11 protein-coding genes and 1 pseudogene are annotated in these 14494 nt (G+C 32.4%); 10 read left to right on the forward strand and 2 right to left on the reverse strand.

Translation table 11 applies throughout. The annotated features are described in order from the left end of the window. Nucleotides 1-3 precede the first annotated feature (3 nt). Entirely contained in the window at nucleotides 4-1227 is a 1224-nt protein-coding gene (locus HMPREF3264_RS10885; RefSeq protein ID WP_070873326.1) for an LPXTG cell wall anchor domain-containing protein, read from the forward strand. Nucleotides 1228-1445: 218 nt separating this feature from the next. After that, complete coding sequence (locus HMPREF3264_RS10890; protein ID WP_070873327.1) at nucleotides 1446-7400, forward strand: SasC/FmtB family protein; 5955 nt, start codon at nucleotides 1446-1448, stop codon at nucleotides 7398-7400. A gap of 53 nt (nucleotides 7401-7453) precedes the next feature. On the opposite strand, the gene HMPREF3264_RS10895 is transcribed toward HMPREF3264_RS10890, so the two are convergent. Further along, a complete protein-coding gene (locus tag HMPREF3264_RS10895) occupies nucleotides 7454-8743 on the reverse strand; it encodes an aminotransferase class I/II-fold pyridoxal phosphate-dependent enzyme (protein ID WP_070873328.1) in 1290 nt (429 codons plus the stop codon). A 191-nt stretch (nucleotides 8744-8934) separates the two neighbouring features. Between HMPREF3264_RS10895 and HMPREF3264_RS13015 the strand changes: the two genes are divergently transcribed. The 7 genes from HMPREF3264_RS13015 (at nucleotide 8935) to pmtD (ending at nucleotide 13190) form a co-directional block, all read left to right on the forward strand. Continuing rightward, nucleotides 8935-9033 carry a Trp-rich small protein gene (locus HMPREF3264_RS13015; RefSeq protein WP_002445390.1) on the forward strand — a complete coding sequence of 33 codons (99 nt, stop codon included), beginning with the start codon at nucleotides 8935-8937 and terminating at the stop codon, nucleotides 9031-9033. 249 nt (nucleotides 9034-9282) lie between these two features. Next, nucleotides 9283-9453 (forward strand): SE1626 family protein, encoded by a 171-nt coding sequence (locus HMPREF3264_RS12680; RefSeq protein ID WP_141764493.1) that lies wholly within the window; start codon nucleotides 9283-9285, stop codon nucleotides 9451-9453. A gap of 180 nt (nucleotides 9454-9633) precedes the next feature. Then, nucleotides 9634-10011 carry a PSM export ABC transporter transcriptional regulator PmtR gene (locus HMPREF3264_RS10900; RefSeq protein WP_002445393.1) on the forward strand — a complete coding sequence of 126 codons (378 nt, stop codon included), beginning with the start codon at nucleotides 9634-9636 and terminating at the stop codon, nucleotides 10009-10011. Then, on the forward strand, nucleotides 10011-10910 hold the full coding sequence (locus tag HMPREF3264_RS10905) for a phenol-soluble modulin export ABC transporter ATP-binding protein PmtA (RefSeq protein WP_070873329.1): 900 nt from the start codon (nucleotides 10011-10013) through the stop codon (nucleotides 10908-10910). The genes HMPREF3264_RS10900 and HMPREF3264_RS10905 overlap by 1 nt, the downstream gene beginning before the upstream one ends. Next, on the forward strand, nucleotides 10907-11566 hold the full coding sequence (locus tag HMPREF3264_RS10910) for a phenol-soluble modulin export ABC transporter permease subunit PmtB (protein WP_002445397.1): 660 nt from the start codon (nucleotides 10907-10909) through the stop codon (nucleotides 11564-11566). The genes HMPREF3264_RS10905 and HMPREF3264_RS10910 overlap by 4 nt, the downstream gene beginning before the upstream one ends. A gap of 20 nt (nucleotides 11567-11586) precedes the next feature. Further along, nucleotides 11587-12459: a phenol-soluble modulin export ABC transporter ATP-binding protein PmtC gene (gene pmtC / locus HMPREF3264_RS10915; RefSeq protein WP_002445398.1), complete on the forward strand. Its 873-nt coding sequence runs from the start codon at nucleotides 11587-11589 to the stop codon at nucleotides 12457-12459. Next, the gene (gene pmtD, locus HMPREF3264_RS10920; RefSeq protein ID WP_070830489.1) at nucleotides 12459-13190 is read left to right on the forward strand and encodes a phenol-soluble modulin export ABC transporter permease subunit PmtD; all 732 of its coding nucleotides are present in this window, start codon (nucleotides 12459-12461) and stop codon (nucleotides 13188-13190) included. The genes pmtC and pmtD overlap by 1 nt, the downstream gene beginning before the upstream one ends. A gap of 33 nt (nucleotides 13191-13223) precedes the next feature. On the opposite strand, the gene HMPREF3264_RS10925 is transcribed toward pmtD, so the two are convergent. Next, entirely contained in the window at nucleotides 13224-13787 is a 564-nt protein-coding gene (locus HMPREF3264_RS10925; RefSeq protein WP_070873330.1) for a thioredoxin family protein, read from the reverse strand. Between the two features lie 166 nt (nucleotides 13788-13953). Between HMPREF3264_RS10925 and HMPREF3264_RS10930 the strand changes: the two are divergent. Next, nucleotides 13954-14438 (forward strand): annotated as a pseudogene (locus HMPREF3264_RS10930) (hypothetical protein). The last annotated feature ends 56 nt before the right edge of the window (nucleotides 14439-14494 follow it).

A 14494-nucleotide genomic window follows, 5' to 3' on the forward strand; every position in this document is an offset into this window, starting at 1 on the left:
ACAATGAAAGACAACAAACCTAAAGATGTAAACAAATTAAAACAATTATCCAGCAAAAAATATTTAGGTTATGGTACCGCAAGCGCATTAACTTTAGCTCTATACCTATTTTCAGGAAATGCGAGCGCACATGCTGAACAAAATAATAGTGACCAACCGCAAGATAAGAAGGTAGCGACAACATCCACTGAAAAGAGTGATAAAACAGTACAAACAACACCTGCGACTCAAAATGCGAGTAATCAACAAAATACAAATAATCAACAACCTGCTGATACTTCAACTAATGAGGATGAAGAAGATTATAGCAGTTTTTACGAAGTCCCAATTCTACATGTTACAGTCTGGTTGGATGAAGACGGCAATATTCTGAAGGATGCAGTTGAAGATGCGAAAACTCCAGAATCAGAGAGAGGACCTGTTAAAATTCCAGGTTATAGATATACACGAATGACAATGTCAGATGGTATTACTAAGTATATTTATAAAAAAGTGAGTAATAACCAAACTACTCCATCCACTGGAAACGCTACAAACACGAATCAAAACACACCTATAGAAACAAAAAAAGAAGAAACACCAACTGCAACTCAATCACAAAATAAGAATCAAGAGAGTAACAAAGAAGAAACACAAGCAACACCTAGTGACAAAAAAGAAGAAAAGAAACCTACAGAAACAAAGAAAGAAGAAACAACAACTTCAAACACTAAAAAAGATGAAGAAAATAAAGATAAACAAAAAGCTAAAAATAATGGACAAACTCATTTAAACTCAAATGAAGATGAAAATAACCAAACTACTGAAGAGAAACCATTACTACACGTTACAGTTTGGGTAGATGAAAATGGGAACATTCTTAAAGATGCAGTAGAAGATAGTAAAACTACAGCTAATAATAGAAATCCTGGACAAATTGACGGTTATACTTTTGAAAAAACAATTGTAAAAGATGGTATTACAAAACACATTTTCAAAAAAGAGATGACAAAGAAACCTACAGGTAAAACAAAAAATCCTGAGCAAAACCAGAATAAAAAAGCTACTACGAAAGTCAAAGGACATAACAATTCAGAGAATGAAACAGGTGAAGAAAAATCAGATCAAAAAGATAAAGATGAATTGCCAAAAACTGGGGTAGAACAAACTGGTTTTAATCCTGCTGCATTAATGTTACTTGCTGGCTTAGGATTATTAGGATTATATAGAAATAGAACAAAAGAATAAAATTTTTGGAGTACAGACATTATTGTTTGTACTCTTTTAATTTACGTCAAAAAAATCATCAAAACTATCAATTTTCTAATTGTAAAAAATCGGGCTAAGTGTTATATTTTAACTTAAAGTTTTAGAAATTATAAGATATTTTATTTAATTTTTAGAATAGGCTATAACTGGATAGAAAATTTTCTATTATACAACTAGAGACATAAGGAGACAACAACATGAAGAAAAACAATAGAATATACAACTTAGATAACACAATCACTCGTTTTTCTATTAGAAAATATCAAGGTTTTGGAGCAGCAAGTGTAGCTGTAGCTGCATTTTTTATGATGGCAAACACCCATTTTGCCAAAGCTGATGTCGTGAGTGACAGTAAAGAAACTAACGTTCAAATTCAAACACAGCCTAACTTAAATCAAACAAATGATTTAACAAATGAATCTACACCTATTACAAAAGTAAATAATGTGAACAATGAACAAAAGAACCCTGAACCAGTTACTACGCAAAATTCTGTAGACAAGAGTAAGTTAAACCAACTTGTTGTACAATATAAAGCAATTGATTTAAGTCCCAAAACAGAAGAATCTATTAAAGCTTTTGAAGCGGATGTAAATGAAGCTGAACGTGTACTTAATAGTAATATGACGCAACAAGAAGTGAATCGATTTTATTATAAATTCTTAAATAGTGCCGGTAAATTACGAAATAAAACTACAATGGATTCAAATGATTTAACTAATAATGATAACCAAAGAACTCAAAATAAAGAAACTATCCATACACCTCCACGCACTAGAATCAATACAAATAGTCAACCTAAACATTTACCACATGGTTCATATTTTAGAGCAGTAGATACAGCAGCAAATACAGTAGCCTCCATAGATCCATTAAGTAAAAATGAAACGGATGCTTCGATTAAAAATGGAAACTTTCGACAAGTATCAGTAGGAAATTTACCTACGAGGTCGAATAAATTAACAATCGTCAAAGGAGTAGATCATTGGCATAGTTTATCAAAGGACCCTAATCCAGAATATCCTATACTTTTTACTCCAGCCGCTAAAGACTATGCAAATTTTATGAGTGATAACACAGATCCTTATGGTGTCGTTTTAGCACGTACAACTAATGGATGGGACCGTTCAGTACTCGATCCTCGAGTAGCGGGTATTTATCAAGATATTGATGTTACACCAGGATCAGAGTTAGTCATTAACTTTATATCAACGAGCCCTACCTTTACAGATGGGGTAACTGGAGCTAAATTAAAGATATCAAATGTAGAGGGAACGCAAACACTATTTGATAAACGTCTTGATGCGATGCAAAATTTTCCTACTGGTTGGCTTAAGGCTATGGTTAATATTCCTGATAATATGAATCAAGTACGTATTTCTTTCCTCCCTATTTCGATTAATAATGCTTTAACTACCCGTGAGTCGAACAGTGGGCATGGATTTGGTGATAATCCTAATTATAATTATGGAGGTACGGTAAGCCGTGTAACAGCCAATACGGGGGCATATGTAGTGTCAAGAATTAACCAAGTGAACTATGATGCCGTGGCTTCTACTCCTACTTCTAATGTAGCACGCGCAACAGTATCCTTAACTGTTGAAAATAAAGGTCACACTCAATCAAAAGAGACAACTTATAAAGTTGTACTTCCTTCAAACTCAAAATTTATTTCAGCGAATGGCGCTAACGGTAATTATAATGCGAATACGAATACTTTAACTTTGAATATAAGTAATATGCACGGTGGTAATACGAAAGATATTTCTTATACAGTAGAGTTCGAGGCAATGCGACCAAAACTGGTTGATTTAAATGGACAAATATCATATAAGACCAATGCGCCTTTCCGTGGTGACGGTAGTCAAAAAACAGGCAACAATTCTGTTAATACTCAAACAGTCACGTTGAAAATGAATAAAACTGACTTAGAATCCAAATTGACTGAAGTTGAAGCTCATATTCGTGATTTAAAAGAATCTAATTATATAAATCAATCATGGAATGCGCTTAAAGAAAAAATTGCAGAAGCACGTACTATCATAAATGAAGATAACAATAATGTTGCTTTAGATAATAGAGCGTCTCAAGCAACGATTAATACCGTTACTAATGAATTAGTTACGTTAAAAGGTGAACTTAAGATGGCTACACCTAGTAAACCTATTGTGAATGCTAATAATCAAGAGGCTAACGTAACTATCAGCCCTGCACTAGAAGCAGATAAAGTGAATATTTCATATCATAATACAAATAATGAAAATGATACTCTCGTAGCTACTAAATCAAATGCTACATGGTCATTAGATAAACAAGTCCAAGGTATTACAATTAATGAAAATACTGGCAAAATTACAATCAGTTATTCAGCAGTTCAATCTGAGAGTCTAGTAACTGCTACAGAAACGACAGGAAACAGCGATAATAGTGAACTAAGCGAAATAACAATGCCACGAAAAGAGACGACACCAGGGGCACCGACAATCAAAGCTGATCAAACCAATGCGACCGTGACAGTGATACCTGTTGGAGAATCCACAAAAATTGTCATTAAATATAAGAATAAAGAAAATCAAGCTGGCGAAATCATCGCGACTAAAACAGGTTCAACATGGTCACTAAATAAACAAGAAACTGGAATTACTATTGACGCAAACTCAGGCGACGTTACAATCAGTTATTCAGCAGTACACCCTGAAAGTGAAGTAACAGCAAGTGAAACAAAAGGTAATAGTGACGTGAGTCCAGAGAGCAAAGTGAATATGCCACGTAAAGAGCAGACACCAGCTTCACCAATTGTAAATGCCAATGAAGCGCAAGCGGATGTGAATATCGCACCGAACGATGGATCCACAAAAGTAGTAGTTCAATATATTAATAATGGCGGCCAACCAAGCACAGTTACTGCAACAAAAGAGGGAACAACTTGGAGTTTGGATAAAGATGTATCAGGAATTTCTATAAATTCAAATTCAGGACAAGTAACTATCAGTCATTTAGCAGTTCAACCGGAAAGTGAAGTAACAGCAAGTGAAACCAAAGGCAATAGCGATGCGAGTCAGGAAATCAAAGTAAAAATGCCACGCAAAGAATCGACACCGCAAGCACCAACAATTAGTACTAATGAAGAACAAGCAAGTGTGATTGTTACACCGAGCGATGACTCTACAAAAATGGTTATTAAATATTTAGATTTAGAAGATCAAATTAATTCAATTACAGCAAGTAAAATCAATCATCAATGGTCTCTAAATAAACAGGTTCAAGGCATCACTATTGAACCAAATACAGGTAAAGTGGAAATAAGTTATCAAGCAACACAACCAGAAAGTGACATTATCGCAACAGAAACAAAAGGCAATAGTGATGTAAGTGGAGAAAGTAAAACAGTTATGCCACGAAAGGAAGATACACCTGAACCGCCAACTGTTAGCGCTAATGTAGAACAAGCAAATGTAAATGTGGTGCCAAATGATGACTCTACAAAAGTGATCGTTAATTATACAAATACAGAGGGCCAAATCATTTCGATTAACGCTAACAAAGAAGGAACAGCATGGAGGCTTGATAAACAAGAAGAGGGAATTACTATCAATGAAAATACTGGCGAACTCACAATCAGTTACACAGCAGTTCAACCTGAAAGCGAAGTAACTGCAAGTGAAATCAAAGGAAATAGTGACGCAAGTGCACTAAGCAAAGTAAAGATGCCACGTAAAGAGTCAACGCCAGAGGCGCCTACTGTTAATACTGATGATGTAGAAACTAATGTAAGTATCCTTCCAAACGATGAGTCCACAAAGTTAGAAATTAATTTTAAAAATAAAGAAGGCCAATCAAGTAAAATTACTGCTACTAAAGAAGGGGGAATTTGGAATCTAGATAAAGAAGTTCCGGGGATTACTATAGAGCCAACTACTGGTGAAGTTACAATTAGCTATACAGCAGTTCAACCTGAAAGCGAAGTAATTGCAAGTGAAACCAAAGGAAACAGTGAGGCAAGTGAAGTAAGTAAAGTAGCGATGCCACGCAAAGAGTCAACGCCATCAGCACCTACTGTTAAAGCTGATCTAAGTTTAGCAAATGTAAGTATCCTTCCAAACAATGAATCTACAAAAGTAATCGTTCAATTCATAAATAAAGATGGCAAGCTGGAAACAGCGATCACAACTAAAGAGGGAGCAATTTGGAGCATAGATAAAGAAGTTCCAGGAATTACTTTAGACACAACCACAGGAGAAGTAATTATTAGCCATACAGCAGTTCAGGCGGAAAGTGAAGTAACTGCGAGCGAAACCAAAGGTAATAGTGACTCAAGTGGATTAAATAAAGTAACAATGCCACGAAAAGAATCAACGCCGGATGCGCCAACTGTAAATGCAAATGAAGCACAAGCAAATGTAAGTATTCTTCCAAACGGTGAGTCCACAAAGTTAGAAATTAATTTTACAAATAAAGAAGGCCAAACAACTACAGTTATCGCAACAAAAGAAGAACAAAATTGGATCCTAGATAAAGAAGTTCCAGGCATCACTTTAGACACTAACACTGGTGAAGTTTCAATTAGCTATACAGCAGTTCAACCAGAAAGTGAAATAACTGCAAGTGAAACCAATGGCAATAGCGATGCGAGTCAAATAAGTAAAGTAAATATGCCACGCAAAGAGCAAACACCAACATCTCCAACAATCGTTACTGATGAAGATCGAGCAAGTGTGAGTGTAATTCCTAACGACGAATCTACTAAAGTAGTTATTAAATACTTAGATTTAGAAGATCAAATTAGTACTATTACAGCAAGTAAAATCAATCATCAATGGTCTCTAAATAAGGAGGTTCAAGGAATCACTATTGAACCAAATACAGGTAAAGTGGAAATAAGTTATCAAGCAACACAACCAGAAAGTGACATTATCGCAACAGAAACAAAAGGCAATAGTGATGAAAGTGGAGAAAGTAAAACAGTTATGCCACGCAAAGAGTCAACACCTGAACCGCCAACTGTTAGTGCAAATGAAATGCAAGCAAGCGTGAGTATCGTCCCTGCAGTTGAATCTGACAAATTAAAAGTTCATTATACTAATAAAGATGGACAAGCAAGTATATTAATCGCAACTAAAGAGGGTTCTACTTGGAGATTAGACAAACAAGAATCAGGCATCACTTTAGACACAAACACTGGTGAAGTAACTATCAGTTATTCAGCAGTCCAACCAGAAAGTGAAATAACAGCGAGTGAAACCAAAGCTAATAGTGACGAAAGTGAAGTAAGTAAAGTAACAATGCCTCGTAAAGAGTCAACGCCAGAAGCGCCAACGGTCAATGCTAACGAAGCGCAAGCGAATGTGAGTATCCTTCCAAATGATGACTCAACAAAGTTAGAAATTCATTACACAAATAAGGATGGGCAAGCAAGCGCAATTATTGTTACAAAAGAGGGGACAAGTTGGATCCTAGATACAGAAGTCCCAGGCATCTCCATCAATCCAAACACAGGTGAAGTCACAATCAGTTACACTGCGGTACAACAAGAAAGTGAAGTAACAGCGAGTGAAACAAAAGGTAATAGCGACGCTAGTGAATCAAGCAAAGTAACAATGCCACGAAAAGAAGCCACACCTGAGCCACCAATTGTGAGTGCAAATGAAAAAGAAGCAACGGTTACAGTAAAACCAAATGATGGAGCAACAAAAGTTGAAATTCAAATTATAGATAAAAAAGGAAAAGCGATTCAAATTACTGTAAATAAAAAAGAAGCCCTTTGGTCTATAAATAAAAACATAAATGGTATTTCTCTTGATTCCATTACAGGTAAAGTAACAATAAGTAGTGAGACGGTTGAAGCAGGTAGTGTAATATCTACAGTTGAATATAGAGGTAATAGTGATAGAAGTAAGGTAATTAATATTAAAATGCCTCAAAAATTAATAAATAAAGAAAAAAATAAAACTAACACCTCAAAAGTAAAAACGAAAGCACATATCTCTGAAAAAGGAAAAGAAAAATCAAAAACAAAATCAAAACCTAAAACAAATAAAACTTTACCTGATACGGGAGAGACTAAGGAAACAAATCGAACATTAATATCTAGTATATTGTTAATCGGCTTGATATTAATTCGTAAGTCACGTAAGAAAAAAGATACTATATAAGAACAAAGAAGAGTTACTCTCAATCGCTTTAATGAGAGTAACTCTTCTTTCATTTATTTCAAATCATCAATTGCTTTGGCAATAGATTCAAATACATGTGGAATATCTTCTTTTTCAACGCAGCTAAATGCAATACGAATATCTGTGTCATTTAATGCAATAATACCTATTGAGTAGTGATCAATTAAATGTTTACGTAAGCTTTCAGGATTTACGTGATTAACTTTTAACGCCATGAAGTATCCAGAGTTGAAATCATATGCTTTCCAATAGTCTGCATACTGTTCACTATATACAACTTCTTTTGTAATTTCATAACGTTCTTTAAGTGTTTGTATATTATCGTCGATTTCTTTATCAAATTGATCATGATGCTGTAACACGTGCTTAATTGCACTTTGAGAAGGTAGTGGGCCACTTGAAATATTACTTCTAATTAGACCTTTCACTTTTGCTTCGAGAACATTTTTTGTAGTTTCATTTTCAGTACCAAAAGTCATGAAACCAACGCGGAAGCCCCAAGCAAAGAATTCTTTTGTTGCACCATCGAGACGAACAGGCAGAATATTTTTAGAATTCACTTGAGTTAAAGCAGTGAAAATAGATTGCGTGTATACATCTTCATAAAATAAACCATAGTATGCATCATCAACAACTGCAATGACCTTTGTACCTTTATTAGCAAGGTCTTGAATCGCACTAACGATTGTTTTAACTTCTTCAACGTTAGGTGTATAACCTGTTGGATTATTTGGATAATTTAAGAGCATAACTACCTTATCTTTATTGTAGTTTTGTAAGGTTTCAACAAGTGAATCTGTTGTAAAATGACCCTCATCATCGAAAATAGGGTATGTTTGAATGTTTGCATTATGTCGAGTATTAAATACGAGTTTATAGTTACCCCAATTATGAGTAGGTAAAAGAATCGTATCATCTGGATTTACAAATAAATCAGCAACTAATGATAAGCCATGAGTTAATGCATTAGTTACAATTGGACGACTGATAACATCCATAGTCAAATCAGGATTCTCTTTAAGTATCTTCTCTTGCCATAAGTCGCGCAATGCTTCGATACCTTGAGGTGGTGCATATGGAAAAATTTCATCAGGAGTTAAATCATTAAACATATGATTTAATGAATTAGCATACATTTTACCGTTATTATTAGTTGCCATCCCGATTGTTGCATTGTATTTCGTACTTTTAGCTTCGGCAGATTGAGATAAGATGCCTTTAGGATAGAACATTTCTTTTCCTAAGTTAGACAACATCTCATATACTTCTAGGCTTGACTGTTTTAAATCGTTGTTTAGATTTTCGGCTAAAGGGCTCGTCATTTTCTAACCTCTCTTTAATAAAGTGTTTATATATATATTATCTTTAATTTGGTTAAAGATAAAGTATTGTTTACAAAGAATGAAAAAAGAAAAATTTCTAATCGTAATCGAACATACGTTCTGTTTTTATGTTAGAATATTGTTAGGTCATCATCTTATATGACACTAATCAATTTGGGAGGTGTAGTATAATGACGTGGTGGCAAGACGGTTTAATAACATTGATTACAGGTGGCGTACTTGTTGTCTTTCGAATATGGTTAGAAATTAAATGGAAAGACAAGAGATGACCGAACACAAAAAACCCCAAGTCTGCTGGTACCAGACCTGGGGTTGTGTAGTATAATTCGTGGATACAATTAAATTATAACATTGCACTAAATATACAGCAAACAATATTTTATTAATCCTAATTATAAAGCGATAATATAAGGCTTGTTTTATATTGGTACATTAAACCCTAAAGCAATAAATTCTTCTAGATAACTTCATTGATAAACTTTTATTTGATATAATTTTTATTGTATTGAGGTGAAATGATGAAGCACTTAACTAAAATATTAGTAGGTTTAGCGGTTGTGCTTTTTGTAGTAGGTTACTATTTACAAGCAACAGGACACGAATCGCAAGGGGTTAAACTTCTACTTGCAGCAATCATGTTTATGATTTGTGCTTTTCTAAATAGAAGTAATGATCGTCGAAAGAAATAATTGATTGAAATAAATGGGTTTAAGTGAAGTGTTTACTTCGCTTAAGCCTTTTTGTGTATATACTTTATACTCAATTTTTCATTAGAAAGCACTTATTTGTAAGTAATTTGATATATATACTTTACAAATCTGTGTATATTGTATATATTATGTATATACAGAAAGAAAAGAGGGACATCAATGAAATTAATTTTGAAAAACAACAGTGAACAACCCATTTATGAACAAATTAAGCAACAAATTAAAGAAAATATTTTAAAAGGTTATGTTGCTCCTGGCGAACACCTTCCATCAATGCGTGAGTTAGCTAAAGATTTGCAAGTGAGTTTAATTACTACTAAACGAGCTTACGAAGATTTAGAAAAGGATGGATTTGTGACTACTATAAGAGGCAAAGGAACCTTTGTTAAGGAGCAAGATAATTCAATTCTTAAGGAGAAACAATTCTTTGTCATTGAGAATTTAGCGAAAACAATGTCTAAAGAGGCGAAAACAATTGGGATGCCCTTAGAAGAATTGATAGAAATATTAACTTTAATTTATGAGGAGGAAGACTGATGAACGCGATTGAGCTTAAAAAAGTAAGTTATCAAACGAGCGAATTTCAGTTAAAAGATATCTCCTTTGAAGTTCCTAAGGGCTTTGTAACAGGTTTTATAGGTGGGAATGGCGCTGGTAAAACAACAGTTATTCGCTTAATTATGGATTTAATTCAATCTAAAAATGGTCAAATTTCTGTATTTGAAAAAAATATGAAGACAGATCCTGTTGAAATTAAAAATAAAATAGGTTTTGTTTATTCAGAGACGTATTTTAATGATAAATGGACAGCTAAAAAGTTAGAAAATATAGTCGCACCATTTTATAAAGATTGGGATCATGAATTATTTATTAATTATCTTCAGTTTTTCCAACTTCCTTACAATAAGAAAATAAAAACATTCTCAACTGGAATGAAAATGAAGTTATCATTAGCAGTTGCATTTAGCCATCATGCAGAACTATTCATTCTAGATGAACCTACATCTGGTTTAGATCCTCTTGTAAGGAATGAATTACTTGAGATTATACAACAAGAATTGATTGATGATGATAAAACAGTGTTTTTATCTACACATATTATTTCAGATTTAGAGAAAATAGCAGATTATATTGTTTATCTACGAGATGGAGAGATTATTTTCAATGAGTCTAGAGATAAATTGTTTGAGAAATATAAAGTGATTAGTGGTTCCAATGAAGACCTAGATCAAGAGTTGGAGGAATTATTAATATATAAAGAAATAAGAAAAACTGGCTACATAGGCCTTACTGAACACTATCAAACGTTTAAAGAGTTATTTGGAAATAGAATAGAAATTAAAAATCCTACAATCGAAGAATTAATGATTTACTTAGAGAAAAATAAAAAGAAAAAAGACTTTAAATATTATCAACAAAGAGAGAAAAGTTTATGAAACAACTTCTAATAAGAAACATTAAACTTCGACGATGGACACTTTTAATTTATGGATTATTATTACTATTCTTTCCTTTTTATCATTTAATTGATAAACACCATCTAGTCTTTTCTGTTATATCTGGTCCGATGGGTGTCATTTTAACGATTATTTGTTTAGTCGATGCTGGACATCTATTTAGAATCAATCGCAGGTTAGGTGGTTCACAGTCTTACTTGTTCTTTGGTAGTTTGCCAGTTTCAAAAAAAGATTTACTCAATGCCAATTACATCAGTTGCATAGTATTAACTTTGATTGGTGCTTTAATCATTAGTCTATATGGATATGAAACGAATACGATTAAAACGGATTCGATATCTTTTTCAACAACATATTCATTTATAATAGCGAATTTCTTTTCTATTCCAATCGCTTTTAGAAAAAGTACAGAACAAAAGAATAAGGACGTACCTTATATAGGATATGTATTCGGAATTATGATTGTATTACCGATTATTCTTTCTGCTATATTCATTTTGATTAATTATATTACTCGAAATGATAGTCATATCCCTACTATTTATTCATACTTTTTAAATTATGGATTATTGATGATAAGCATCATCTGTTTAATTATTAATTACGTGATTCAAATAAAAAAATTTAAAAACTAATCACTAGAGGGAGGTCTATTATGAAATTAGAACGTATTACTAAAAAATATGGACAAAATACAGTCATAGATGATGTCAACTTTGATTTTGCAAACAGTCAAATTGTTGGTCTTATAGGTAAAAATGGTGTAGGTAAGACAACTTTGATGAAAATTATGAATGGTAATATCATCAATTATCAAGGTAAAGTAGATTTATCTAAAGACGAAAATGTAGGTTTCTTAATTGAACATCCTAAACTTTATGATAATAAGTCTGGCTTATATAATTTGAAACTTTTTGCTCAAGTATTAGGAAAAGGTTTCGATAAAGAGTACTCAGATCATATTATCGATGCTTTTGGTATGAGACCTTACATTAAGAAAAAAGTAAAAAAATATTCAATGGGTATGAAACAAAAATTAGCAATAGCTGTATCTCTTATGAATAAACCAAGATATTTAATATTAGATGAACCTACTAACGGCATGGATCCTGATGGTTCAATCGATGTATTAAAAACAATTCAATCTTTAGTAAAACAATTAGAAATGAAAATTTTAATTTCTAGTCATAAGTTAGAAGATATTGAGTTAATTTGTGATAGAGCGATATTCCTAAGAGATGGTCATTTTGTTCAAGATGTGAACATGAAAGATGGTGGCCCTGAAGACACTACAATTATCACTGTCGAAAATGAAGACTTCAACAAAACATTAGAATATCTAACTGAACATTATAAAGTACAACAGTCACAAAAAGATGCTGGTGAAATAATGATTAAAGCTCAAAAAGATTATAAACCACTACTTAAATCATTATCTCAAAAAGAGGTTTATCCAAAATATATTGAAACACGCAAAAGCTCTTTACGTGATACTTACTTTAATATTAATCAGAGAGGTGATAAATAATGAGAATTTTACAACTAGTCAAATATGATTTAATTAGTATTTTGAAAAGTCCTTTAACATACCTTGCATTGATACTAGTTATAGGAATGACTGTCTTCCAAGCAAGTATGCAAGCTGCATTCGCTAAGACTCACCAAGTAGATAATAATATGGTATTCATATTAGCAAACTGGTTATTCTTATTCGCTGGATTATTATTTATCATCAAAACTATCACTAGAGACTACTCTCAAGGTACGATTCAGTTATACATGAGTAAGGTAAGTAGTAGAATTGGATACATTATTGCTAAAACAATTTCAATAGTGTTAATTTCTCTCTTATTTACGTTACTTCATTATCTTGTAATCATTATTATTCAAGCATTTACTAAAGGTTCAAACGTTGATGGAGATAAATTCTTAAATAATATTTGGTTTTACCTTATATTCTTCCTATTCTTTGGACTATTCTTATTATTACTAACGTTAATTATTGAAAAGCCAGCAGTAATCTTTACTTTAGGGATTTTCTTATTACTTATCGTCCCATTCGTACAACCTTTCATAGGTTTAATCCCGCACATTGGTGACGATATCCAAAAATCATTTAAGTATATCCCATTCACTTACTTAACTGAGAAAATGACAGAAGACATTAAATTCTCACATTGGCAATGGTTTATTTCAATTGCTTCAATCGTTGTATTATTTATTGCTGACATTCTATATGCTGCTAAAAGAGATATTTAATCAGATAATACTGAGGCACATGCCTCAGTATTTCTATTTATACAAAAGTTTAGTAATGATTGAGTTATATACTGCTTTCCAAAATGAAGAATCAGTTTTAAATCTATTGGAAATTAATAGATGCGTTTCTTTTACTTTGTCATCATAATCAGGGTGGTCTTTACTTGGCAATTTATCATTTCTAAGCTCAGTGACGAATGTTTGAACTTCTTTAGCTCTTGGACCCCATACAGTGATTTGTTCATATGAATCATTCATAAATACAAATATAGGTATAGATCTTGATTTGCCGTTAGTTAGGTATTGGTCAATGAGATTTGTGTCATCATCTCTATGAAAAAATTTAACTTCAAGGTTTAATATTTCACTGATTTGTTTTAATATTGGGAGATTCATCATTGCATCTCCACACCAGTCTTCAGTGATGACTAATACCTTGGAATAATTTGTTTGTTGTAATTGCTTTATACGATCATCATCTGTAGGGGGGCTAAAGGATTTGTAAATTGACAATAAATTCTCTTTGTTGTCTTTCATTTGTTCAATGTACTGTTCTAGCGACTGACTTCTATTAAAATATGTTTGTAAACTTGTCATATAAGTAACCTCCTTTGATAATTTAGAATATTATAACAATTTTTAAACTTTAAAGATATTAATTAACTTAATTCGAACGTGATTCACAATGTGACTAAGTTGTTAGATGAAACTCAAAATTCCTTATGCTATATTAGTTAGAACAAGAGTGAAAGTGGTGACTCAAGTGCGAATACAAAATCGATGGGTGATTTCAACCCTTTTTTGATTGGAGCAATCATTTTACTATTCGGAATTATGTACTATAAAAGTATTAAGACCGTAGATTTATCCAATTATACTATTAACAACATTAGTTTGAATGAACATTTTAAAGAAAAAGGATATGTATTAAATAAGAAGGTTAAATTAGATAGATTTAAATTTTATAATGATGAAAATCATAAAGATTTAACAGTTAAAGTAAAAAATAAAAACCATACTATAAAAGGTATTGTTCTAGTCAAAGATAAAAATGTTAAAACAAATTTTGGCATTAAAATTGGCGATTCGATTGATGAAGTAATAGACGAACTCGGAGACAGCTATAAAAGAAATATTGCTGGTAAGCATTATAAATCAATTACATATATAGATCGTGAGCATAAAATGAAGCTAAGCATACTTTATAAAGATGAAGTAGTAAAAAGAATAGAATTCTTCAGTAAATAAGTTTAGTTGAGGAATGTACGCTATTGCATATTCTTTAATTCAAATTCAGGAAGAGT

This window comes from Staphylococcus sp. HMSC62A08 (assembly GCF_001839105.1).
In the GTDB taxonomy this organism is placed as follows: Bacteria; Bacillota; Bacilli; order Staphylococcales; family Staphylococcaceae; genus Staphylococcus; species Staphylococcus caprae.

Coding starts and splice junctions, on each gene's coding strand:
- HMPREF3264_RS10885 (WP_070873326.1), top strand. CDS start 4: ATGAAAGACAACAAACCTAAAGATGTAAACAAATTAAAACAATTATCC.
- HMPREF3264_RS10890 (WP_070873327.1), top strand. CDS start 1,446: ATGAAGAAAAACAATAGAATATACAACTTAGATAACACAATCACTCGT.
- HMPREF3264_RS10895 (WP_070873328.1), bottom strand. CDS start 8,743: ATGACGAGCCCTTTAGCCGAAAATCTAAACAACGATTTAAAACAGTCA.
- HMPREF3264_RS13015 (WP_002445390.1), top strand. CDS start 8,935: ATGACGTGGTGGCAAGACGGTTTAATAACATTGATTACAGGTGGCGTA.
- HMPREF3264_RS12680 (WP_141764493.1), top strand. CDS start 9,283: ATGAAGCACTTAACTAAAATATTAGTAGGTTTAGCGGTTGTGCTTTTT.
- HMPREF3264_RS10900 (WP_002445393.1), top strand. CDS start 9,634: ATGAAATTAATTTTGAAAAACAACAGTGAACAACCCATTTATGAACAA.
- HMPREF3264_RS10905 (WP_070873329.1), top strand. CDS start 10,011: ATGAACGCGATTGAGCTTAAAAAAGTAAGTTATCAAACGAGCGAATTT.
- HMPREF3264_RS10910 (WP_002445397.1), top strand. CDS start 10,907: ATGAAACAACTTCTAATAAGAAACATTAAACTTCGACGATGGACACTT.
- pmtC (WP_002445398.1), top strand. CDS start 11,587: ATGAAATTAGAACGTATTACTAAAAAATATGGACAAAATACAGTCATA.
- pmtD (WP_070830489.1), top strand. CDS start 12,459: ATGAGAATTTTACAACTAGTCAAATATGATTTAATTAGTATTTTGAAA.
- HMPREF3264_RS10925 (WP_070873330.1), bottom strand. CDS start 13,787: ATGACAAGTTTACAAACATATTTTAATAGAAGTCAGTCGCTAGAACAG.